The sequence below is a fragment of the Marinomonas shanghaiensis genome, from assembly GCF_003259175.1.
Taxonomy (GTDB): Bacteria; Pseudomonadota; Gammaproteobacteria; order Pseudomonadales; family Marinomonadaceae; genus Marinomonas; species Marinomonas shanghaiensis.
In genome coordinates, this window is the sequence record NZ_QGOK01000007.1 from 183,982 (window position 1) to 206,678 (window position 22,697).

The window sequence follows — 22,697 nt, forward strand, 5'->3', positions numbered from 1 at the left end:
TTTTTTATTGCCAAATAAGTATGAGTAACCCGAGGGGTTATCTCATGCGCTGTACGTATTTTTGGAGATTCTATGGCCCAGCTCGCTTCCGCGTTAGTGACCATGATTTTGGGTGTATTGGGATGTGCTGTCTATTTTTATGGCTCCAACATTCTTCTAGACAAAATTTTCCCGACGAAAAATCGCCCTGCACAACAAGTCGCTAGTAACCTACGCATTGCTAACAGTATTCGTCCTTGGTTGTTTCTCGGCCCTGCCGTGTTACTGCTGACGTTTTATCTTTTTTACCCCGTGATCGACTCCATTCGCTTGTCTTTTTTCGACCGCAGTGGTGAAGAATTCGTCGGCCTGTCTAATTACACGTGGTTATTTGGCAGTGATGAGTTCTTCGAATCCTTCCGAAATAATATGTTGTGGTTGATTGTTGTACCGACCGCTGCGACCTTTTTTGGTTTGATTATTGCGACCATGACGGATCGTATTTGGTGGGGCAATATTGCGAAAAGCTTGATCTTTATGCCCATGGCGATCTCGTTTATTGGTGCGTCGGTCATTTGGAAATTTATCTACGATTATCGTAGTGGTGGCGATGCACAAATCGGTTTGTTAAATGCCATTGTGGTGTTTTTTGGCGGCGAGCCGCAGAACTGGATCACTATCCCTTTCTGGAATAATTTCTTTTTGATGATCATTTTAGTCTGGATCCAAACGGGTTTTGCTATGGTGATTTTATCAGCGGCATTACGTGGTATTCCTGATGAAACCATTGAGGCAGCGGTACTTGATGGGGCAAATGGTTTACAAATTTTCTTTAAAATTATGGTGCCACAAATTTGGGGAACCATTGCGGTCGTATGGACGACCATTACCATACTCGTACTGAAAGTCTTTGATATTGTATTGGCGATGACGAATGGCCAATGGGACACACAAGTATTAGCCAATCAGATGTTTGATTGGATGTTCCGCGGCGGCGGTGATTTTGGTCGTGGTGCGGTTATTGCTATTGTTATTATGGTATTGGTGATTCCAATTATGGTGTGGAATATTAAGCGTGCAAATGCAGAAATGGAGGGGCGCTAATATGATTGCATCTTCGAAACGATCCCCATTGACTTATTTGGTTCATGCCACTGTGTTGTTTTTAGTGGTGATCTGGACCATTCCAACAGCGGGTTTGTTTATATCCTCCATTCGAGACAAAGATCAATTATCTGTATCGGGTTGGTGGACGGCGCTGTCAACGTCAGAGCAGCTGATTATTGCCCGAGCGAACGACCCTAAGACACAGGTCCAAGAAGGGGATCAGTATGTCATTCGCGGTAATATTTTAGAGGGCTCTTCTGGTTCTGTGTCGAAGTTTGGTTTTAGCTCTTTGGAACCAGAAGCCTTTGAAGCTGGTACGGTGGCCGACCTTAGAAAAGGTCAGACGCTTCAGGTAATGGAGAATGGTGACTACGCGTTTTCTTCTCCGTCGCCATGGGAGGGACGCAGCCAGCGGATATTCTATACCGCGGAGATTCCACCTCGTTTTACCTTGGATAATTACCGGGAAGTTTTGAGTACGGAAGGGTTAGGCAAGTCCTTTATTAACTCTTTAACCGTGACGATACCGGCAACCATCATTCCTATTCTGGTGGCAGCGTTTGCGGCTTATGCGTTGGCTTGGATGCGATTTCCTGGTAGGGCGTTGTTGGTCGCGGCGGTTGTGGGCTTATTGGTTGTGCCTTTGCAGATGTCCTTGATTCCGTTGTTAAAAAGCTACAACTTGATTGGTGAGTTTTTTGGTGTGGGCTCAAAAACCTATGTCGGTATCTGGCTGGCTCATACGGGCTTTGGTTTGCCTTTGGCGATTTATTTACTACGCAACTACATTGCTGGGTTACCGGGTGAAATTATTGAATCTGCTCGTGTGGATGGTGCCTCAGACTTTGATATTTTCCGTAAGATTATTTTGCCTTTGTCTTTCCCTGCATTGGCGTCATTTGCTATTTTCCAGTTCTTGTGGGTCTGGAATGACTTGTTGATCGCCATGGTGTTTCTTGGCAACAACGAAGAGCATTTGGTGTTAACCGGGCAGTTGCGTGAGCTATTAGGTTCTCGTGGTGGTAACTGGGAAATTCTGACGGCGTCCGCCTTTATTACCATCATTATTCCTTTGTGTGTCTTCTTTAGTTTGCAGCGTTACTTAGTGCGCGGCTTGCTAGCAGGCTCTGTGAAATAACATCACCTATGTGAGTGGGTTGAGCGAGCTCCTCACTCAAGGTCAGTATTTAGATTGAGGCAATTGAATCATGGCAGATGTAAAGTTAACCCATGTTAAAAAAATCTACTCAAATAAAGTAGAAGTTCTAAAAGACATTAATTTGGACATCAAACAAGGCGAGTTTATTGTGTTTGTCGGTCCATCTGGCTGCGGCAAGTCAACCTTGTTACGGATGATTTCTGGGTTGGAGGAAATTTCGTCTGGTACCTTGGAAATTGATGGTCAGGTTGTGAATGATATTCCACCCGCGTTACGTGGTATTGCGATGGTATTCCAGAGTTATGCTTTGTATCCGCATATGTCTGTGTACGACAATATGGCGTTTAGCTTGCAAATTGCTAAGGTGAGCAAAGCCGATATTGATCAACAAGTGCGTAAAGCGGCTGATATGCTGCAGTTAACGCCATACCTAGATCGTCTGCCTAAAGCGCTTTCTGGTGGTCAGCGTCAGCGTGTGGCGATTGGTCGTGCGATTGTACGTCGTCCTAAGGTATTTTTGTTTGATGAGCCTTTGTCTAACTTGGATGCGGCATTGCGTGTGGCGACTCGCATGGAGATTGCTAATTTAAAAGACAGTATGCCCGATTCGACGATGATTTATGTGACCCACGATCAAGTGGAAGCGATGACGTTAGCGGATCGAATTGTCTTATTGTCTGCGGGTAATATTGAGCAAGTTGGTTCACCGTTGGAATTGTATGAACACCCTGCGAATGTTTTTGTGGCGAAATTTATAGGTTCGCCTGCGATGAATATCGTGCCTTGTCGAATTGAAAAAGCAGGTGATCAGACTCGCGTTGCTTTGTCTTCTTCGGTGATGGTCGATACGCCCATCAAAACAGATGTTGCAGAACAGTCTAAGTCGGCTTTCTTTGGTATCCGACCTGAAGATATGGTGGTGGTTGCTACCCAAGAACAAGCTTTCTTGTCTGGTGAGGTGTCGTTTGTTGAGTCCTTAGGGGAGGCGACCTTGTTGTACGTAAAAGTACCTGGGTGCGATGACATGATTATTGCCAAGCAAGCGGGCACGTTAAAAACTCAGCGCGGTGACAAGGTTCATTTGTCTGCCTTGCCTGAAAAAATGCATTTATTTGATGAAAACGAGCAATCTTATACTCGTTAAGTTGTACGTTATTTCTCATTGGGGCAGGCCATGCTTTGCCCCATGTTTTATCTTTTTTGGAGAGTCTGATGACAACCAATTTGAACTGGTGGAAAGGTGGGATTATATATCAAATTTACCCACGTAGTTTTATGGATGCGAATGGCGATGGTGTGGGTGATTTGGCGGGTATTACCCGTAAATTAGATTATGTCGCATCACTTGGTGTGGATGCTATTTGGCTTTCTCCTATCTTTACGTCACCAATGAAAGACTTTGGCTACGATGTATCAGATTATCGAGATATTGATCCGATGTTTGGTTCATTGGAGGACTTCAAGGTTTTGATTGATCGCTCCCATGAGTTGGGTTTAAAAGTCATGATAGACCAGGTGATTAGTCACTCGGCCGATGTACACCCTTGGTTTGAAGAGAGTCGTCAAGATAAAACCAATCCTAAAGCCGATTGGTATGTATGGGCGGACCCAAAACCAGATGGCTCACCGCCAAATAACTGGTTATCCATCTTTGGTGGCAGTGCGTGGAAATGGGACAGCCGTCGTTTGCAATATTATTTGCATAACTTCCTTGAGTCTCAACCGGATTTTAATTTCCATAATCCAGAAGTGCGTCAGGCGCACCTAGATAATATGCGTTTCTGGTTGGAGTTAGGTGTCGATGGTTTCCGTTTGGACACGGTGAACTTCTACTTCCACAGTGAGGGCTTGGAAGACAATCCACCAGTGCCTGTGGGTGAGCCAAAAACCATGGGCGCGCCACACGATAATCCTTATACGTATCAGCGTCACGTGTACGACTTGAGCCGTCCTGAAAACTTAGATTTCTTGAAAGACATGCGTGCCATGATGGACGAGTTTCCAGGCAGTACAACCGTTGGTGAAATTGGTGATGACTTCCCACTGAAACGCATGGCGGAATACACGTCGGGTGGTGATAAGCTGCACATGGCGTATACTTTTGATTTTTTGAATAAACCTCATACGCCAGATTATATCCGTGATGTCCTAAAAAACATGCAGGAAATCGTTGGTGATGGTTGGCCATGTTGGGCTTTGTCGAATCACGATGTGGTGCGATCGCGCACACGTTGGGGAGCCGATGAAGATCCTGAAGCGTATCCTCTGATTGCGTTGGCGCTGATTTTGTCTTTACGCGGCAGTGTTTGCTTGTATCAAGGTGAAGAATTGGGCCTACCTGAGGCTGATGTGCCGTTTGAGCGCATCCAAGACCCTTACGGTATTCCGTTATGGCCTGTGTTCAAAGGTCGTGATGGTTGTCGTACACCAATGGTGTGGGATAATTCAGAGCAAGGTGGGTTTTCAACGATAGAGCCTTGGTTGCCTGTAGATAAAAATCACCTGCCATTGAGCGTAGCGGCACAGGAAGCTAATCCAGCGTCATTGCTGCACAAGGTGCGTCATCTGATTCATTGGCGTCAGCAGCAGCCTGCGTTGGTTAATGGCGAGCTGTCACAGCTGGATGTGGGCAACGCGCAATTAATTGGCTTGGTACGTGAATATCAAGGTACTCGCTTGTTAGTGGTATTAAACATGACAGGTGACACTCAGCAAGCCACTGTCAACAGTGACTTGGTTGAAGTCGACGGACATGGTTTTACCGCTACTTTAAATGGACAAACATTGACTTTACCGGCTTATCAGGCGTTTTACGCTAAGCTGTCTTAAGCGTTATTGCGCAATGTATTGAGTGCTGTTGTTAACAAGCCGGTTTGCGTTTTACGTAAATCGGCTTGTTCGTCAAAGCTCTTTTTTTGTGAAGAGTGGTTACGAGTGGTTAGTATGACAAAAAACATAAAAAAACTGACTTTAAAAGATGTGGCTGAGCGGTTGGCAGTATCCACGGCAACCATCTCAAACGCCTTTAATCGTCCCGATCAATTGTCGGCGACTTTGCGTGAAAATATTTTGAGCGAATGCGAGAAAATGGGCTATTTTGGTCCTAATGCTGCCGCTCGTAGTTTGCGTACTGGTCGTACTGGAATCGTCGGCATTGTGTTGTCTGATGATCTTAGTTACAGCTTAACGGATCCTGTTGCCAATCAATTCTTAAAAGGCATGGCGGAAGTCTTTGAAGCCAACGAATACAACATGTTGTTGTTGTCCTCCGATCAAGTCGAGCAAGATGCGCAAAGTCGTATGCAGTCATCTATGGTGGATGGTTTTATTGTTTACGGTCATAAGCCTCAACAGTGTATTAACGCACCTTGGCTGATGCCAAATAAGAATATCATCACGGTGGACAGTTTTATTCCGGGTACCACATCGGTCAACATAGAAAACCACAGTGGTGCTTATCGAATTGCTTGTCATGCGTTACAGCACAAACCAAGCGCTGTCGCCATTTTGGGGCTGAGTTTGTTGGCGACGGATCGAGTGTGCCGTATACGCGAAGATGAGCTATTTGATCGTGCGGCCTCTATTTCGATTCAGCGCTTGTATGGTTATTTTCAGGCGTTAGAGGAGCATCAGTTATCGGTTGCCTCTGAGCATATTTGGAATATTCCTGAGAACAATCATAAGTTAGCTTATCAAGCGGCTCGTGAGGCCTTAACCATGGCGGAACGTCCTCAGCTGTTGCTTTGCATGAGTGATTGTATTGCTATTGCGGCCATACAAGCGGCGTTGCATATGGGGTTGCGCGTCCCTGAAGATCTACAAGTGGTAGGATTCGATGGCATTGCAGAAGGGGGAAACATTCACCCCTCAATCACCACCATTCATCAACATACGGTTGAAAAAGGACGTGTTGCGGCTGAGGTTTTCTTAGGTCTAAGAGAAGCCAAAGACGTGGTATTAGAAACCGAATTGGTGGTACGTGAAAGTTGTCCTTCGATTGACGCTTCTATGCTTGTTGAGTCTAAACGCACCCATTCTGTTCTGGCTTAATAACAGACTTATTATACCCAATAGTTTGAAATATCGGCCGTTGGGTCCATATGGTGAGAGATTTGCGCCTGCAGCAGCTCTGCCGAGGACAATGCATCGGTGAGCGCATGATGAGCTTTATAGCGAGGCAGTTTGTAGCGCTGACGGCAAGCATCTAAGCGCAGCGAAGGTCGCCTGCCAAAGCGCTTCCACCAAGGCTTAAAGGTGGCCTGTCGTTCAATATCCATGGTATCAAGCACGGGAAAATACAGCGGATAGCCGTATATTTTTATTGCCGCTTGTAATAAGAATTGACGCTCAATCGAAACACAATGGACAACGACGACTTGGCCAGTTAGTGCGATTAAGATCTGATCTAAAATAGCATGCAGAGGTGGTGCTTCAGCGAGTTCAGAATGTGTGATTTCGTGAATAGTGACTGATTCTGCATTCAATGAACGTTCGGGCTTTGCCATCCAATATTGAGCACCCTGACAACGGATGATTTTATTACTGAGTGGAATGACACCAAGGCTGATGATTTCATCCTCTTTTGGATCTAGTCCGGTGGTCTCTAGATCTAATGCCAATAAGGGGGCATCTTGTAGGGGGGTGTCTGGTGCAATCATGCCTGCTTGATAATAGCGCTTCAGTGGTCCTTCGGGGGCTTCTTCCGCCCATTCGGCAAACATGGCTTGCCAGTCTTGTTTTTCTTCTTTTGTTTTGGCTTTCAGTAATTTACTCATTTTAGCTGCGTTTCCCAGCGTAGCGAAATTTAATAAACTCTTGTTGTCCTGACACAATGTGAAACGCATCCCGTAAATGGCGTTTTTCAAAGGAAGATAGGTTCTCGGGATTAACGTGATTATTGGGTTCTTCGCCTGCTTCTATTTGCTCTTTTTGGTGTCGAATACGCACCATGCCAATCATTTCTAAAGCCAGTGCTAGATCTTTGGCTCGGCCATCTGGTAGCAAGCCTGCGGCCTCTATATCTTCGATACGCTCTAAGGTGTTGAGTTTGTCGCTACCGCAGGCGAGAGCGTGTACCCTCACAATGTCTATGATGGGGGCAATGCCTCTTTCTTTTAGGTTAAAAGTACGCGATTGCGTGCCTTCACCGTCCAGAACGAATTGTCTAAAAAAACCTAACGGTGGTTTACGTTGATTGGCGTTTCTGGCCATAAAGGTCAAAAAGCCAGAATGTTGCTGTGCTTCACGGCGTATATGTTGATTGAGTTGCAAGGCGAGTGTTTTATCGCCATAAACGCCACGCAAATCAAAAAAGATAGACAGACGTAACAGCGCTTCGGCCTTGGGTTTTTGAATCCATTCACTGAAGTTTTCTTTCCACACACTCAATGGCTGACGCCAACGAGGGTTGGATGCCATGATGTCGCCAGAGCATAAGTCATAACCGCATTTATCTAGATTATTACAAACCCAATCTGTCAGCGCTTCAAAATACTCGCCATGCAGTTTTTTATTGTATTTGTCACTTAAAATCAGCGCATTATCTTGATCGGTTTTGATGGTTTGCTCTTCCCTAGCTTGTGAGCCAAGGGCGATAAAGCAATAGGGGATAGGGGGTGGACCAAATTTTTCCTCACCGAGTTGCAGCAATCGTTTTACAAAGGCGGTGCCTATGTGTGACATAGCGTTGCCAATCATTTGTGTATTGGCATCCGCGACAACCAAATGGGTAAAAGTGTGTGTCATCTTGCGACTGATACTTTGTAAGCCCTCAATACTGGTTTGCTTATAAATGTCGCTGATGAGGTAAATACTGCCATGACTTTCTTTTTGAATGATATCGCCTGTGCTTACTACCCCAATAGGACGACCATTTTTCACCACCGGTATATGATGAACGTTACGTTCCATCATTTTTAGCACGGCTTCGGCGGCATAATCTCCGCTGTCCATAACGATAGGGTGACGGGTCATGATGTCTGCAATTGGCGTATCGTAGGCAAGGCCTTTAGCAACCGCTCGAGTGCGTAAGTCTTGATCGGTAACAATGCCGATAAGTTCGTCAAATTCCGTAATCAATAAACTGGACACTCGATGCTCCGCCATGATTTGCGCAGCCACTCGGATGTTTGAGCTGACGTCTGTGCTAATAGGAGGGCGTCTTAGTAAGCTAACAACAGGGCAAGTCATTAGCGATACGTCTGAGCTTTGCGAATCCATGGCGACGCGCAGCCGTACCTCTCGTGCTAACTGAAAGAAATCAGAAAATGTGTCGTTTTCTTCGTACAGCTTAAGGAACCAGCGGGCAGGAATACGATACAACAAGCTGTCTTCAATAGTGCGCATTGACTGTGATGACTTGCCGCCGCGCAACAGAGAAAAATAGCCAAAGAGTTCGCCTTCATTCATACGTCGAATTAACTTGTTCTCTTTGCTCAGTACCTCTATCGCCCCACTACGGATAAAGAAAAGCGTATTGTTCAGTGCGCTTGGAGCGATGACCCACTCGCCAGCACGAACGTACTGTATCTCTATTTCTTTCACCATATCATTGAGTTGCGTATCATCGGCAATCTCATTGAATGGGGCATGTTGGCAAAGTGCTTCGAGTATTTCTGTTAATTCGACGTCCATCGTATTCTTCCCGTTTAGTCGAGCCGATTTATGACAGTAGCGGTGCCGCTATGGTGACAACGCCCATGATCAGGAAAAGCAAACAAGCGAGTTGGCGAGTACGGTCAGCGTTAATTTTATCCATAATCCAACGTCCAGCAAAAACAACAGGAACGTTCGCGAGCATCATGCCAAAGGTTGAGCCAATCAAAACCATCCAAACACTACCATAGTGTGCTCCCAATAATACGGTCGCGATTTGTGTTTTGTCGCCAATTTCTGCCAAGAAAAACAGCACAAAGGTCGCGCCAAATGCGCCGTATTTTAGCACCTGACTGTCTTCGCTATCGTCTTTATCTGGAATCAATAACCATAAGCCGACAGCAATGAAGCTTAGGCCAACAATCCAACTGATTGCGCTTTCTGGTATCCATTGAGCAATTTCGACCCCTAACCAAGCAGACAACGCGTGATTAAGTAAGGTCGCAGCAAGAATGCCCAGCACAATCGACATTTTAGAGGCAAAACGCGTTGCTAGGAACAAAGCCAAAAGTTGGGTTTTATCGCCCATTTCAGCAAGGGCAACAGTAGAGATAGAAGTGAGTAATGCTTCCATTTTTGATAGGTCCTAGGTGGGCAATAAAACAAAAGACAATAAACTCGTGCCCACCTGAGCCAAGTTATTGTCTTAAGTCTCATCAATCCCGTCATTCAGATCAGGACTTCTTTGCCACGAGCTTGAGGCTCAATTATGTTGACAAAGAATCTTTGCTGCACACATTAGTATGTAGGCTATGCAAAGAAGATTACTCCCCTAAGAGAACGCGCATAGTAAAGTATTTATAAAAACAACACAACGCGAACGATCTATATTATTCGCGTTGTGTTGTCACGGTTATTTATAAAGGTGCATATCGCTGTGCAAGCCTTTCCACAAACTCACACACATAATTAACATGAGCAATGTGAATGGTAGGCCAATAGTAATGGCTGCCGCTTGGATCGCACCGAGTGCTTCAGAGCCACCACCTACGAGTAAAGCAATGGCAATGATACCTTCAAGAACGGCCCAGAAAACACGTTGGATCATTGGAGCGTCGGTTTTACCGCCCGCGGTAATTCCATCAATGACCAAAGAGCCAGAGTCTGAAGACGTGACAAAGAAGACCAATACCAGAATGATGCCGACAAAAGAAATCAGCCCTGTTAACGGTAGGTTTGCAAACATTTGGAACATGGCTAATGACGAATCACCAATGCCGTCGGCTAATGCACCAATACCGTTGGCGGATTGGTCTAGAGCAGAACCACCAAAAATAGACATCCACACAAGAGAAACCACAGTTGGTACCAGGAGAACCGCAACTAGGAACTCACGAACAGTACGACCACGAGAAACACGTGCGATAAACATACCGACAAATGGTGACCAGGAAATCCACCAAGCCCAATAGAACACAGTCCAACCATGGTAGAAAGTTGTGTCATCACGACCAATCCAGTTACTTAATGGGATGATGTTTTCAACATAGCTCAAAAAGTAAGAACCCATAGCGGCAAAGATAGCGCCAGTATTACCAACGATGACAATGAAAATGGCCAGTACGGCAGCGATAATCATGTTGATGTTGGATAACAGTTTCACCCCTCCTTCAAGACCACGAGCCACTGAAATAATAGCCACCGCGGTAACACCACAGATAACAAGGATTTGTGTTGTTAATGTGTTAGGGATATCGAATAGGAAGTTGAGGCCACCTGCGGCTTGCAGGGCACCAAAACCGAGAGACGTTGCCAAACCAAAGATGGTCGCAATAACGGAGATAACGTCAATCACGTGACCAATACCGCCCCAAACCTTTTCACCAAATAAGGGATAAAAAGCGGAACGAATAGTCAGCGGTAAACCTTTGTTGTAAGCAAAGAAAGCCAAAGACAGGCCGACCACTGCGTAAATGGCCCAAGGGTGAAGACCCCAATGGAACATGGTAGCGCCCATCGCAAGATCGCGTGCTTCAGGTGTATTTGCAGCGACATCAAATGGCGTACCGTACCACGCTGTATAGTAACCGACAGGCTCAGCCACACTCCAAAACATCAGGCCGATACCCATTCCAGCTGCGAAAAGCATAGAAAACCAAGTAATGGTTGAGTGTTCTGCGCTCGCTTCGGTGCCACCTAAACGAATCTTACCCAAAGGTAGTGCAATTAAAATCAAGCAGAAGAGTACGAAAATATTCCCTGCGACCATGAAGAACCAATCAAAGTTATCGATTGACCAATTTTTGGCGCCCGATAAAACAGCACTGGCATCGGCTGGGAATAAAATACTGCCAATAATGAATGCAAAAATGATCAAAGCACTGGTGCTAAACACAGGATTAAGTACGTCTAGACCAAGAAACTGTATGTTATCTTGGCCTACTTTGTACGACGTGTTGTACTCTGCCCGACCACTGTCAGGTACTTTATTACTCATAAACATTCTCCTGAATTAGTGGAACTCTTTCTGTTCTTTTTAAACGAAAATCAACATGAGTGTTTTTTATACAATCTCGTTAACTCACACTAAAAGAATTCTCATGAGCAGATTGTTCTTAATGCGACGTATTTTGTCCTGTTTTCACAATTCATTCATAATTTTGGGTCGTTACCAAATAGAGCGAAGTCATGAATTAAAGCATCAAAATAGCGTTATTTTTCGTTTAAAAAGACAAAGGAATTAGAAATGTCCACATTACGGTGTGTTTTTAATTAAGCGAAAAAAGGCCATCTAGGATGGCCTTTTTCATTTTTAACCTGGTAAGAGTTACATCAATTTAGTTAGATGTCAAATTATAGTAAACAAAATGACCCGTTCGGTCAGGGTTTAAGGAAGGAATAATTCCAGTAATTCATTGAGGAATAGCTTACCTTTTTCTGTGGTTTTGATGCGTTGATGCTTCCATTCATTGTTATCTAAAAGACCCTGTTTTAACGCGGTTTCACAGGCTTTGAGCAGAGGTATTGGCACACTTTGATAGGTAAATCGCTCATAATCCTTTAAATCAAAGGTTTCGAACAAACGTAAGCGATTCATCATAAATTCAAGGGGTAAGTCTTCTTGCTCGATGGCCTCTTTGATCACCAAGGCTTCAGGCAGAGTGTTTAAGTAATGGTTTGGATGGCGAGTCTTTCGTGTACGAAATATTTGTCCATTAACTAACGTGATTTTGCCGTGAGCGCCTGCGCCGATGCCGATGTAATCACCGAAGCGCCAATAGTTCAGATTGTGTGCTGCACGACGGTTTTGTTTCGAGTTCGCTGACACTTCATACTGCACATAACCCTGTTGGGTGAGCAGCGCTTGCCCTGCGTCTTGAATCCCCCACAATGTGTTATCTTCGGGTAGCGTAGGTGGGCGGCGATAAAATTCCGTATTGGGTTCGATCGTCAGTTGATACCAAGATAAGTGCTCAGGGTTCAATTCAATGGCCAGTGACAAGTCTTCCAGCGCCATGTCTAGGCTTTGATCAGGTAAGCCGTGCATCAAATCTAGGTTGATATTATCAAACCCAGCGGCTCTGGACTTATCCACAGCGTGTATGGCTTCTTCGCGGTTGTGGATTCTTCCTAGGGTTTTCAACAGGTTTGGCTGAAAACTTTGGATCCCAATGGACAAACGGTTAATACCCGCTTGGCGAAAATGACGAAACTTTTCCTGCTCAAAGGTCCCTGGGTTGGCTTCCATGGTAATTTCAGCGTTGTCAGCCCAAGTTAGCTTGTCGCGTAGCGCATCCATTAAACGGTAGTAGAAGTCTTCGCTCATCAAGCTGGGTGTGCCGCCCCCAATAAACGCGGTTTGGATGGGACGACCTGCTACATAAGGAAGATCCGCTTCTAAATCCGCTAAAAGTTGTGCGAGATAAGCGTCTTCAGGCAGTTTGCCATTGCTTTCAAAGCGGTCGGCTTGATGAGAATTAAAGTCGCAATAAGGGCACTTACGCACGCACCAAGGTAGGTGAATATACAAACTTAGTGGTGGTAACGACGTGCTCAAAATGGCGTTCCTTGTTGGGAAGGGGAGGATTGAAATGCGGCAAAAAGTTGTTTTAACGCTTTACCGCGATGGCTAATTTGATTTTTCACTTCTTTTGGTAAGCTGGCAGCACTGCAAGCGCACTCTGGTACATAAAACAAGGGATCGTAGCCAAAACCTTCTTGGCCTTCTGTGGATGTTAAAATACGGCCTTCCCATACACCATGGAACACTTGTGGCGTTGGGTCGTCTTTGTGACGCATATAGGCTAATACGCAATGAAAACGAGCGGTACGCTCGTGTTCGGGCACTCCTTCGAGTTTTTCTAGCAGTAGGGCGTTATTTGCTGCGTTATTGCCGTGTTCTCCCGCAAAGCGAGCCGAATAAATCCCCGGCGCACCATCGAGATAATCCACTTCAATGCCGGAATCATCCGCCAATGCTGGTAAGCCTGTTTGGGCACAAGCGTGGCGTGCTTTCAGGATGGCATTTTCAATAAAACTCAAGCCTGTTTCTTCGGCGTCTTCGACGTTAAACTCGCTTTGTGGCTTAACATCAATACCCATATCGCCAAGCAAGGCATTGAATTCTCTGATTTTTCCAGCATTGCTGCTGGCGAGTACGATGGTTTTGTTCATCGATTTTCCCTCTGTTATTCTTTAAAACAAAGGCGGCTGATGGGCCGCCTTGTTGTGTGATGTATCGTCTAACGACTGATATGAAAAATGGCCGTTTCACTGAATAGATTCGGCATGGATCGAATCCACCAATGGTCTTTAAGTTGACCATCGACAGCGGCCCAACGCAGAATTTTGATGTTTTTTTCACGGCACAAACGTTCAAAATCTTGAAAGGTAAAAAAGTGAATGTTTGGGGTGTCGTACCAATTATAGGGCAAGAAATCCGATACCGGCATTCGGCCTTTCAGCGCTAAATGCAGACGACTGCGCCAATGACCAAAGTTTGGAAAGGTGATAATGCATTCTTTGCCGATGCGCAGCATTTCGTCAATCAATAAGTCAGGACGACGGAATTGTTGCAAGGCGTGAGTCATTAATACGAGATCGAAGCTTTGGTCATCGAAGTTTTGCAAACCTTCGTCGATGTTTTGCTCTAAAACCGGAATGCCTTTTTTAATACAGGTGTTTAAATCGTCAGGACCAATTTCCAGACCATAGCCATTCACTTGTTTGTTTTTGATGAGATGGTGAAGCAATTCGCCTGGCCCGCAAGCTAAATCCAGCACTCGAATGTTGGGCTGAATCCATTCGTCGATCATTTCTAAGTCAGAGCGCATTATTTGGTCTCCGTCGTTACGTTGCTTGCGATGCGAGTTAAAAAGGTGCTTAACACGGCCATATAGCGAGGAATTGGGAACAAAAAGGCATCGTGACCTTCTGTGGCTTCGATCTTGGCGTAAGAAACCAGTTTACCGGCTTTGACCAAGGCGTTAACAATCTCTTCGCTACGTTCTGGAGCGAAGCGCCAATCGGTAGTAAAGGACACCAGTAAAAATTCGCATTGGGCTCGGCTTAGAACCGCGGATAAGTCGCCACCGGTTTGCGAGGCGGGATCAAAGTAATCCAGGGCTTTGGTCATCAGCATGTAGGTGTTGGCGTCAAACCGTTTGGTGAAGGCTTCGCCTTGATAGCGCAAGTAACTTTCCACTTCGAATTCAATGCCGTAATTGTATTGGTAGCGATCGTGACGCATTTGGCGACCAAACTTTGCCCCCATGGCATCGTCTGAAAGATAGGTAATATGGCCCAACATGCGAGCCAAACCTAGACCGTTGGTGGGGACAGAATTATTTTCTATGTAATTACCATCAAAAAAGTCAGGATCACGACGAATGGATTGGCGCGCGACTTCATTGAAGGCAATATTCTGTGTCGACAATTTTGGCGCGGAAGCGACAATCACAGCGGACTTCAGACGGGTAGGGAAGCGGATACTCCATTCGAGTACTTGCATGCCGCCAAGACTGCCACCCACAATGGCCGCAAAGGTCTGAATGCCCAAGACGTCTGCCAAACGGGCCTGACTTTCCACCCAGTCTTCTACGGTGACAATGGGAAAACTGGCTTCCCAACGTTGTCCCGTTTCTGGGTTAATGCTGGTGGGACCTGTTGAGCCACAGCAGCCACCTAAGTTATTGAGGGCAATCACAAAAAATTTATTGGTATCGATGGCTTTCCCCGGTCCTATTGCGGTATCCCACCAACCTGGCTTGGTGTCCGACAGGGTGTGATAGCCTGCCGCATGATGATCGCCGCTGAGCGCATGACAAATTAACACCGCATTAGACGCGCTTTTATTCAGGGTGCCATAAGTCTCGTATACTAACTGATACGAGGACAAGGTTTGTCCGCAGGACAGTGCCAACGGTGTGTCGAATTGCGCAATCTGTGGCGTGACAATACCAACAGAGTCGGCTGGAATGACGTCCGGCATAGGTTTGTTTGTATCCTAAAGTCTAAAGAAAGTGCTCGAGTTCCCGTGAAGATAGGTGGGAAGGTTCATCGATGAATGATGCTGCACAGTCTAGCGTTTGCGTCTAGTGTCATCAAGGGTTTGCTATAGAATGGTCGCTTTAGAAAGCGCTTATGTTGTCTTTTTTGCAGACAATCAAAAGCGCTTGTTGATGAATGACTTTTTTAAGCGAGGGTAAAAACTTGTGTTTTCACCGCAAGTTGCGCAGAAATGAGCTGAATCTGCTTGGTTTTATCCGCCAAAATGTCGATAGAGCGTGTGTCTTGGTTGAGTTGTTGTGCAATTTCTTCCATTTCGGTGCTCATCTGGATGGCGGTACTAGCCACGTCGTGAATAGCGTTGGCCATCGAGTCAGTGGATTGTGATCCTGTCATCGCATTGTTTTCGATGTCACGCATGGCTTCTTCAGCCTTGCTGCCATTTTCGCTGATGATTCTTAAGTTGTTTTGTCCGCCTTCCATGGTACTAATGGCTGTCTGAGTGGACTGTTGAATGGTGTTGACTATGTCGGTAATTTTTGAAGTCGCATCAACGGTTTTTTCTGCTAAAGCGCGTACTTCATCGGCAACCACTGAGAATCCTCGTCCAGCTTCACCGGCGCGAGCGGCTTCTATTGCGGCATTTAAGGCGAGTAAATTCGTTTGGCTTGCAAGGTCGTTGATCATCGCGATAACACTGTCGATATTTTTCGATAAGCGTCCCAGTTCATCGAGTTGCTGACTGGTCATGTTGACAATATTGACGGTGTCAGTGATGCTGTTTAATACCATTTTAATGGTATCCGCTCCTGATTTTGCCGATTGATAGGTGTCTTTAGAATGGGCTTTAAGGGTATTAGTGGTACTGGATAGTTCGTTTAAACGGCTTGAAATATCGTCGGTGGCGGACGCTAATGAGAGGGTTCGCTGATTGACCAAGTGATTGCTGCTGGCGATGCTATTGATGGTGTTGTTTAAGTCGGTTGACATGGCGCTGACATTATCCGTCGTAGAAACCACGTCTTTTAATACGTCCCCCAGGCCGCCTGTCATTTCATTGAGCGATTGACTGAGCTGGTCAAATTCATCGTTGCGCCTGCTGTTGATGGCAGCTTTGGAAGACATGTCCCCTTTTTTTACCTTGTTTAGGTCGCTAATGATGTTGTGTAACGTCATGTTAACGCTGCGGCCAATGGCAACCATGAGTAAGGCGGCGAAAAAAATGACCCCCGTGCTGACACTAAGAAGGGTAATGTTGGCTTGGGTTGAGCTTTTCTCTGCGTCGGTTTCGGCTTGGGCAATGGTTGCTTCAATGAGCTGACTGGCCTTGAGCTGGCTGTCATTAAAGCGTTCTTTTTGTTCCGTAAATTGGGCTTCTATGACATCTAGCGATTGGTATTCTTTACCGTATTGAATAAGCGCATCGCGATAAGCGTTGGCTTTGACGCCGTGGGTATCTTGAAAGCCAAAGTTCTCTATACGGTTATCAAAGCGAGCAAAACTATCAGTAAATTCGGCCAATGTGCTGTCTTCGGGATCGGATAGGTAGCTTGCCTCGGCTTTACGAACATTCGTAAACTCTCGTTTTAGTAGACTAAGGCTTTTGATGTCTTCGCTTATTTCTTCCCCCATTGTATTGACGCTGCCGCGCAAACCAGAGGAGGAATCAAAACCTATCGTGTGGCGTTTATTAATCAGCATCATGAGGGCTTGGCTGTAGTTATTCATGGCTACAAGATTGTCTTCAAGAGCGCTTTTTAATTCTAGTCGACTGGCTTGTGCGATATTGGCCGTAATGGTTTGGTTGTTTTGTTCTATTTGCTGATTGGCGCTAGCGACATAATCGGAATAGTTGTCGACCGAAATGGATCTGAGCTGGTCGGCAATTTCGAGCATGTGAATGCTGAGTTGATCATTTGATGCCTGAATTTTAGAGAGTTTTCTGAGTTCGTTGTTGGCATCCTGCTGAGAAGAAAGACCTTTCATGGCAACAAAGGTCACTATGATGAAACCCAAAACGGCTGTAATAAGCAGCAGCAATAATTTTGTTTTGAAGGATAGGTTGGCTAACATGATGACTTTCCTGATCATAATAGAGAAGCGTTAGAGAGAGTGCGCGCAAATTAAGTAGCACCTAGTGATTTCAGGTCATGCAAGCATCGTGCTAAAAATACCCAAAGTGATCTGTTATATTTGGCGTGATAATGGAGAAGGAGGCTGATGCTTGCTTCTTTGTGGGGCGTTTGAGTGCTTTACGCGCAAAAAAAAGCCCTAATTTGGTTAGGGCGATTTTAATAGTGTTTATTTATTGATGTCGAATAGCCGATAGACCAATTGTCCTGCATTTTTTTCTTTTATTAACGTCCAGTGAGCGGGAAGCGCGGGAAGCGCGGCTTCTTTTTCCATTTCGATGTAGACCAAAGCACGTGATGCGAGCCAGCCTTTTTCGAGCAATGGAATGATTTGAGCCAGCCAGCCTTTACGAAACGGCGGATCTAAGAATACGATGTCCATCGCATGCGGTGTCACGGTATCCAAAAAAACGGCGGCGTTTTGCGCGATCACCTTCGCTTTATCGGTCGCACCTAAAGTGGCTAAGTTGGCGGTCATTTGTTGTGAAACGACACGTGAATTATCCACAAATGTAAGATGTTTGGCGCCACGTGATAACGCTTCGAGCCCCAGTGCGCCTGATCCACAAAACAGATCACCACAGACCGCTCCTGGAATGTGATGGTTAATCCAGTTAAACAGGGTTTCTCTTACTCGGTCCGGTGTGGGCCTTAAGCCTTCAACGGCGGGAATGGGTACTTGGCGCGATCGCCATTCCCCCGCGATGATACGCAGTTTTGAGGCTTTCGCTTTGCTGTTGTTGACGGCGCTACTGGGGGTGTTTTTTTTCATTGATAGACCTGAATCTCTTGATAGGACGATGGCTTTAATAAGGTTTTAAGTGTGGCTTGGTACTCTTCAAGCGAGAAATTATTCATCGCTTCTTGATAGTCGGCAGCGAATTTTTCCAAGGTTAATGAGCCATTCTGGTTGGTGACTTGAGTCGCGATGTTACTCCACCAAGTGGGCGATAAGCTTTGTTGTTCGAGTTGTTGTTTGAAGTCATCGAGCAGTGTTTGAAATGTCTTGGGATGCTTGATAGACGGCACTTGTTCGGTAAAAATGAGGCTTTTGGCATTAATAAAACGCGAAACGTCGTCGGTAGGGGCATTCGTGGTGACGTTACTGCCATACTGAATGCTCCACCACGCCCAAGGGTTTTGTGGTGATAATATTAAGGCGAGTTGAGCAAAATCAATATGTGGTTGTTGGTTCAGTGTGGCAATCATATCGGCGCCCCATATTTGTAAGCTAATCCATTCTGTAACAGAGGTAATGGATGAGAGCGCTAAAGCACTGCGGGTTTGCCAAAGTTCACCTTCCTGTTGCTGAATCGTCGCGCTAAGGAGCGCATGTTGAAGAGGTTCTGTTGTCTGATTTGCTAGACGATAGTCTTGGCTTATGTTGTTGATTGCATCTTGAATGGCCGTTTTGGAGTCGGGTGTCATATCTCCAATGATAAAAATGGCGCTCGCAGAGGTTGTTAAGTCTTGATAATAGTCTGCCACGTCTTGTAGTGATATTGCTGGATGCTCTGATGTTTCGTCTGGCTGAGTAGGATCAAAAAAGAGCACTTCTTCAAGCTCGTGTTGTACGGGAGGGTTAGCGTGTTGTTGGCGTTGCCAATTGTCAAAGGTTCGACGCTTGAATTCCGGTGCTTTTAGCCAATTGCTCAGCAAGGACAGTGTTGGCATTAAGTATTGTGGCTCATTACTTAATGTCACCCCAATACTTTGTCTTTCGTGATCATAATAGCTGCTTGCGCTGGCCGCTAAAGGCGTTAACCTTTGATTAATAGACGCGGTGCTAAGCGGTAGAGAGTCACTCATTAAAAGAGCAAGCGTTGTTTGAGTCAGCGGCATGTTGCGGGTGCTTGCGCGAAAGGCAAAGCGAATTTCCAATTTGTCACTTGCCTGCCATTGCTCTTGTTTGAGCCAAATAACGGGAATGCCTGATGTTGTGGTCCACGTCTCTACATTGGGTGTGGGAAATTTATTGGCCGGTGCAGTGAGGTTGAGTAGCCAAATAGCCAATGTGCAGAACAGCATAATGGCGGCTAATACCGGTCTACTGAAAAGAGGTTTGTTGCTATCGGACATAATTTACCTTAGAAAGAGAAGAATGTTTGATGAAAACTAAGCCTGTTTGCGAGCCAGAATAATGTTAAAATAAGGGTTTCTAAGTGTTCATATATGTAGCGCTGTGTCTAATCATAGCATTTCACGGTTGTTTACTGCATCAGTCAAAATAAAGAGATCGATTTAATGGAAGTTGTTAATCAAATTGTTGCTTTTTTTACGCCGTATCTTGGTGAATATGCGCGTTATGTTCCCATTGTTATTGGTACACTTTTAGCCATCGTGGCGTTTGTGATTCGTCGTCGCTTTGTTAAAAAAATGAATGCCAGTATCGCGGCAGCGAAGCAAAAAGACGCACAAGCGGCGGCATCCCACGCAACGGATTTAGGGGACGCTGCTTCTTTGGTGGATGTGGATGACAGTCAAGCAAGTCTCGCCGAGCGTGAAGTAGATGTATCTGTTGCGCAGCCCTCAACCCCACCTTCGCCAGCTCTGTCTTGGTCGCAGCGTATTAAATCGGGTCTGTCTCGTACTCGCAGCGGTTTAGGGAGCGGTTTGTCTTCTGTAATTGGGGGGCATAAAAAAGTTGACGATGATTTGCTGGAAGCTCTGGAAACACAGTTGCTGATGGCGGATGTTGGAATTGACGCGACGCAAACCTTGATCAGTGGTCTGACGGACAAATTAAATCGCAAAGAGCTAAAAGATTCTTCCACCTTACTAACGCATTTAAAAGCTGACATGGAAGGTATTCTTAGTCAATCTCAGCAAGGACTTGATCCTGTGAGTCAAGACGGTCCGTTTGTCATCTTGATGGTGGGAGTAAACGGAGTCGGTAAAACGACAACGATTGGTAAATTGGCGAAAAAATATCAGGCAGAAGGTAAAAGTGTTATGTTGGCAGCGGGCGATACCTTTCGTGCCGCAGCCGTTGAACAGCTGCAAGTTTGGGGGGAGCGCAATAATGTTCCTGTTGTCGCGCAGCATACTGGAGCGGATTCTGCTTCGGTCATTTATGATGCCATTGAGTCTGCAAAGGCTAAGGGTATCGATATCGTGATAGCGGATACAGCGGGTCGCTTACAAAATAAAGCTAACTTGATGAATGAACTGTCAAAAGTCGTTCGCGTCATGAAAAAGCTAGATGAAAAAGCGCCACACGAAGTGATGTTGGTTTTGGATGCCGGAACGGGTCAAAATGCCATTAGTCAGGCTAAGCTGTTTTCCGAAGCGGTTGGTGTGAGCGGCATTACGCTGACGAAATTGGATGGCACCGCAAAAGGCGGTATTATTTTTGCTATCGCTAAACAATTCGGATTACCTATACGTTATATTGGTGTTGGTGAACAAGCTGAGGATTTGCGTCCTTTTGTGGCACAAGAGTTTGTTGACGCCTTGTTTGATAGTGAGTAGGTGAGTGAGTTCTTTAGTACTGTTTTTTCTAATTTAAGGATGCTGGATTAGCGTGGAAATCGAATTTCAACGAGTGGGTAAAAAGTACGAGAGTGGACAAGAGGCGCTGTCGCAGGTGAGTTTTCATTTGCAGCAGGGTGAAATGGCCTTTCTTACTGGGCATTCGGGTGCCGGTAAAAGTACTTTAATGAAGCTCATGATGATGATTGAGCGTCAGACTTCAGGTCAAATCTTGGTCGATGGTGTGGATTTACGAACTTTGAGTCGTAGAGCGATTCCTCATCATCGTCGTCGAGTGGGCGTGGTCTTTCAAAACCATCAGTTGTTATTGGACAGAAGTGTTTTTCATAATGTGGCTTTACCACTGCAAGTGAGTGGTGCGGACTCTCAACAGATTGCTAAGCGAGTGCGTGCTGCTTTGGATAAAGTGGGTCTCTTGGATAAAGAAAAATACAACCCAATGGCCTTATCAGGGGGCGAGCAACAGCGCATTGGTATTGCCCGAGCCGTGGTGAATAAGCCGCAGCTCTTGTTAGCGGATGAGCCTACGGGGAATTTGGATCCTAAATTATCTGCTGAAATTATGAACTTGTTTCAGGAGTTTAATCGGGTCGGTGTGACGGTTCTTGTTGCCAGTCATGATTTGGCTTTGGTTGCTCGTATGCGTCATCGTGTTTTGACGTTGAGCCAAGGTCGAATGGTGAACGACGGAGGGTTTGGCTAAATGGTGCAAAAACCCAATCAACGAGGCGCGACCAGAGAGTCGATTAAAGCGACTAAGCATAGCTGGTCAACGCGGACGTCTTTCAGCCCTATTAAGTACTTTCGTCAACACCAAGAAACACTAACAGAAAGTTTTATGCGCTTGGTCAGTTATCCATTGGCCAGCATTATGACGGTGATGGTGATTGCGATCGCATTGTCTTTGCCTGGCGGTTTGTATGTGTTGTTGAAAAATGTGCAATCTGTCACTGATCAATGGGAACAGCAGTCAGTCATTACTTTGTATCTTTTTTCTAATTTAGAAGACACACAAGCGCTTGCGTTATCACATCGTCTTTCGGCTTTGGATAATGTGGCATCCGTTGAATATATTTCGAAAGAAGAAGGCTTGCGCTATTTTGAGCAATCAAGTGGTTATGAGCAAATTATGTCATCGCTACCTGAAAATCCTTTGCCGATTGTATTGCGCGTGATCCCTACTCTCACTGTGGATGTGAATACTCTGGCAAGCTTACAAGCGTTACGAGACCAGCTTGCGGCACAAAAAGAAGTGGAATACGCAGAATTGGATGCACAATGGTTACAGCGTCTTGCCAATATACTGAGTTTTGGGCAGCGATTTGTCTACGCGTTATCGGTGTTATTGATTGTTGCTGTGTTTTTAATCGTGGGTAACACCATTCGCATGGCAGTAGAAAGTCGTCGTGATGAGGTGTTAGTCATGAAGTTGGTGGGAGCGACGGATGCGTATATACGTCGACCCTTTTTATACATGGGGCTTTGGTTTGGTCTCTTGGGTGGTTTGTTTGCTAGCCTATGTATTCTCTTGCTTAGCTGGTGGGTGAGTACGCCAGCAGAGCGGTTGATTGAGCTCTATCAGAGTGGCTTTCAATTACAGACTTTTAATGCAGATGAAATTATTTTATGTTTAACTATAAGCGCTTTGGTGGGTGTGGTTGGCGCGTGGATTGCGGTGAACCGACACATCACAAACATTGAGCTGCAGTGACAATGAAAGGCGAAAA

General features: G+C 45.6%; 19 protein-coding genes and 1 riboswitch. Of the genes, 8 read left to right on the forward strand and 11 right to left on the reverse strand.

The genetic code is table 11. The features are described from left to right. Nucleotides 1–72: 72 nt before the first annotated feature. From DKT73_RS07795 to DKT73_RS07815, 5 genes are all read left to right on the forward strand, one after another. Complete coding sequence (locus DKT73_RS07795) at nucleotides 73–1,083, forward strand: carbohydrate ABC transporter permease (RefSeq protein WP_111637998.1); 1,011 nt, start codon at nucleotides 73–75, stop codon at nucleotides 1,081–1,083. Between the two features lies 1 nt (nucleotide 1,084). Next, complete coding sequence (locus DKT73_RS07800; RefSeq protein ID WP_111637999.1) at nucleotides 1,085–2,224, forward strand: carbohydrate ABC transporter permease; 1,140 nt, start codon at nucleotides 1,085–1,087, stop codon at nucleotides 2,222–2,224. A 70-nt stretch (nucleotides 2,225–2,294) separates the two neighbouring features. Then, nucleotides 2,295–3,389 (forward strand): ABC transporter ATP-binding protein, encoded by a 1,095-nt coding sequence (locus DKT73_RS07805; RefSeq protein ID WP_111638000.1) that lies wholly within the window; start codon nucleotides 2,295–2,297, stop codon nucleotides 3,387–3,389. A 68-nt stretch (nucleotides 3,390–3,457) separates the two neighbouring features. Next, nucleotides 3,458–5,074, forward strand: a complete 1,617-nt coding sequence (locus DKT73_RS07810) for an alpha-glucosidase (RefSeq protein ID WP_111638001.1) — start codon at nucleotides 3,458–3,460, stop codon at nucleotides 5,072–5,074. A 114-nt stretch (nucleotides 5,075–5,188) separates the two neighbouring features. Then, nucleotides 5,189–6,295 (forward strand): LacI family DNA-binding transcriptional regulator, encoded by a 1,107-nt coding sequence (locus tag DKT73_RS07815; protein ID WP_111638002.1) that lies wholly within the window; start codon nucleotides 5,189–5,191, stop codon nucleotides 6,293–6,295. Nucleotides 6,296–6,306: 11 nt separating this feature from the next. Here the strand turns inward: DKT73_RS07815 and DKT73_RS07820 are convergent, their stop codons facing one another. The 11 genes from DKT73_RS07820 to DKT73_RS07870 all read right to left on the reverse strand — a co-directional run bounded on the left by DKT73_RS07820 (nucleotide 6,307) and on the right by DKT73_RS07870 (nucleotide 19,557). Continuing rightward, nucleotides 6,307–7,020: a 3'-5' exonuclease gene (locus DKT73_RS07820; protein WP_111638003.1), complete on the reverse strand. Its 714-nt coding sequence runs from the start codon at nucleotides 7,018–7,020 to the stop codon at nucleotides 6,307–6,309. A gap of 1 nt (nucleotide 7,021) precedes the next feature. Further along, a complete protein-coding gene (locus DKT73_RS07825; protein ID WP_111638004.1) occupies nucleotides 7,022–8,878 on the reverse strand; it encodes a DUF294 nucleotidyltransferase-like domain-containing protein in 1,857 nt (618 codons plus the stop codon). Between the two features lie 28 nt (nucleotides 8,879–8,906). Next, nucleotides 8,907–9,473, reverse strand: a complete 567-nt coding sequence (locus DKT73_RS07830) for a TMEM165/GDT1 family protein (RefSeq protein ID WP_111638005.1) — start codon at nucleotides 9,471–9,473, stop codon at nucleotides 8,907–8,909. Between the two features lie 8 nt (nucleotides 9,474–9,481). Then, nucleotides 9,482–9,684, reverse strand: a riboswitch (yybP-ykoY riboswitch). Between the two features lie 68 nt (nucleotides 9,685–9,752). Next, a complete protein-coding gene (locus DKT73_RS07835; RefSeq protein WP_111638006.1) occupies nucleotides 9,753–11,336 on the reverse strand; it encodes a BCCT family transporter in 1,584 nt (527 codons plus the stop codon). A 390-nt stretch (nucleotides 11,337–11,726) separates the two neighbouring features. Then, nucleotides 11,727–12,896: a radical SAM family heme chaperone HemW gene (hemW, locus tag DKT73_RS07840; RefSeq protein ID WP_111638007.1), complete on the reverse strand. Its 1,170-nt coding sequence runs from the start codon at nucleotides 12,894–12,896 to the stop codon at nucleotides 11,727–11,729. Then, nucleotides 12,893–13,513, reverse strand: a complete 621-nt coding sequence (rdgB, locus tag DKT73_RS07845) for an RdgB/HAM1 family non-canonical purine NTP pyrophosphatase (protein WP_111638008.1) — start codon at nucleotides 13,511–13,513, stop codon at nucleotides 12,893–12,895. The genes hemW and rdgB overlap by 4 nt, the downstream gene beginning before the upstream one ends. Nucleotides 13,514–13,581: 68 nt before the next feature. After that, the gene (gene metW, locus DKT73_RS07850; RefSeq protein ID WP_111638009.1) at nucleotides 13,582–14,172 is read right to left on the reverse strand and encodes a methionine biosynthesis protein MetW; all 591 of its coding nucleotides are present in this window, start codon (nucleotides 14,170–14,172) and stop codon (nucleotides 13,582–13,584) included. Continuing rightward, the gene (gene metX / locus DKT73_RS07855) at nucleotides 14,172–15,329 is read right to left on the reverse strand and encodes a homoserine O-succinyltransferase MetX (protein ID WP_111638010.1); all 1,158 of its coding nucleotides are present in this window, start codon (nucleotides 15,327–15,329) and stop codon (nucleotides 14,172–14,174) included. Before metX ends, metW begins: the two co-directional genes overlap by 1 nt. Nucleotides 15,330–15,532: 203 nt before the next feature. Continuing rightward, the gene (locus tag DKT73_RS07860) at nucleotides 15,533–17,419 is read right to left on the reverse strand and encodes a methyl-accepting chemotaxis protein (RefSeq protein ID WP_111638011.1); all 1,887 of its coding nucleotides are present in this window, start codon (nucleotides 17,417–17,419) and stop codon (nucleotides 15,533–15,535) included. A 228-nt stretch (nucleotides 17,420–17,647) separates the two neighbouring features. Continuing rightward, entirely contained in the window at nucleotides 17,648–18,250 is a 603-nt protein-coding gene (rsmD, locus tag DKT73_RS07865) for a 16S rRNA (guanine(966)-N(2))-methyltransferase RsmD (RefSeq protein ID WP_111638012.1), read from the reverse strand. Beyond that, entirely contained in the window at nucleotides 18,247–19,557 is a 1,311-nt protein-coding gene (locus DKT73_RS07870) for a peptidase M16 family protein (RefSeq protein ID WP_111638013.1), read from the reverse strand. The genes rsmD and DKT73_RS07870 overlap by 4 nt, the downstream gene beginning before the upstream one ends. 165 nt (nucleotides 19,558–19,722) lie before the next feature. Between DKT73_RS07870 and ftsY the strand changes: the two genes are divergently transcribed. The 3 genes from ftsY to ftsX are packed head-to-tail and all read left to right on the forward strand — an operon-like array spanning nucleotide 19,723 to nucleotide 22,681. Then, nucleotides 19,723–20,949 (forward strand): signal recognition particle-docking protein FtsY, encoded by a 1,227-nt coding sequence (gene ftsY, locus DKT73_RS07875; RefSeq protein WP_111638014.1) that lies wholly within the window; start codon nucleotides 19,723–19,725, stop codon nucleotides 20,947–20,949. Nucleotides 20,950–21,001: 52 nt separating this feature from the next. Beyond that, the gene (gene ftsE, locus DKT73_RS07880; protein ID WP_111638015.1) at nucleotides 21,002–21,673 is read left to right on the forward strand and encodes a cell division ATP-binding protein FtsE; all 672 of its coding nucleotides are present in this window, start codon (nucleotides 21,002–21,004) and stop codon (nucleotides 21,671–21,673) included. Next, entirely contained in the window at nucleotides 21,674–22,681 is a 1,008-nt protein-coding gene (gene ftsX / locus DKT73_RS07885) for a permease-like cell division protein FtsX (RefSeq protein WP_111638016.1), read from the forward strand. Nucleotides 22,682–22,697: the final 16 nt, after the last annotated feature.

Excerpts from the sequence above, each read along its gene's own strand:
- metX (WP_111638010.1), bottom strand. The coding sequence starts at position 15,329 with ATGCCGGACGTCATTCCAGCCGACTCTGTTGGTATTGTCACGCCACAG.
- DKT73_RS07825 (WP_111638004.1), bottom strand. The coding sequence starts at position 8,878 with ATGGACGTCGAATTAACAGAAATACTCGAAGCACTTTGCCAACATGCC.
- DKT73_RS07835 (WP_111638006.1), bottom strand. The coding sequence starts at position 11,336 with ATGAGTAATAAAGTACCTGACAGTGGTCGGGCAGAGTACAACACGTCG.
- DKT73_RS07795 (WP_111637998.1), top strand. The coding sequence starts at position 73 with ATGGCCCAGCTCGCTTCCGCGTTAGTGACCATGATTTTGGGTGTATTG.
- DKT73_RS07810 (WP_111638001.1), top strand. The coding sequence starts at position 3,458 with ATGACAACCAATTTGAACTGGTGGAAAGGTGGGATTATATATCAAATT.
- ftsX (WP_111638016.1), top strand. The coding sequence starts at position 21,674 with ATGGTGCAAAAACCCAATCAACGAGGCGCGACCAGAGAGTCGATTAAA.
- DKT73_RS07805 (WP_111638000.1), top strand. The coding sequence starts at position 2,295 with ATGGCAGATGTAAAGTTAACCCATGTTAAAAAAATCTACTCAAATAAA.
- rsmD (WP_111638012.1), bottom strand. The coding sequence starts at position 18,250 with ATGAAAAAAAACACCCCCAGTAGCGCCGTCAACAACAGCAAAGCGAAA.
- DKT73_RS07800 (WP_111637999.1), top strand. The coding sequence starts at position 1,085 with ATGATTGCATCTTCGAAACGATCCCCATTGACTTATTTGGTTCATGCC.
- DKT73_RS07830 (WP_111638005.1), bottom strand. The coding sequence starts at position 9,473 with ATGGAAGCATTACTCACTTCTATCTCTACTGTTGCCCTTGCTGAAATG.
- ftsY (WP_111638014.1), top strand. The coding sequence starts at position 19,723 with ATGGAAGTTGTTAATCAAATTGTTGCTTTTTTTACGCCGTATCTTGGT.
- DKT73_RS07860 (WP_111638011.1), bottom strand. The coding sequence starts at position 17,419 with ATGTTAGCCAACCTATCCTTCAAAACAAAATTATTGCTGCTGCTTATT.
- metW (WP_111638009.1), bottom strand. The coding sequence starts at position 14,172 with ATGCGCTCTGACTTAGAAATGATCGACGAATGGATTCAGCCCAACATT.
- DKT73_RS07815 (WP_111638002.1), top strand. The coding sequence starts at position 5,189 with ATGACAAAAAACATAAAAAAACTGACTTTAAAAGATGTGGCTGAGCGG.
- DKT73_RS07870 (WP_111638013.1), bottom strand. The coding sequence starts at position 19,557 with ATGTCCGATAGCAACAAACCTCTTTTCAGTAGACCGGTATTAGCCGCC.
- DKT73_RS07820 (WP_111638003.1), bottom strand. The coding sequence starts at position 7,020 with ATGAGTAAATTACTGAAAGCCAAAACAAAAGAAGAAAAACAAGACTGG.
- rdgB (WP_111638008.1), bottom strand. The coding sequence starts at position 13,513 with ATGAACAAAACCATCGTACTCGCCAGCAGCAATGCTGGAAAAATCAGA.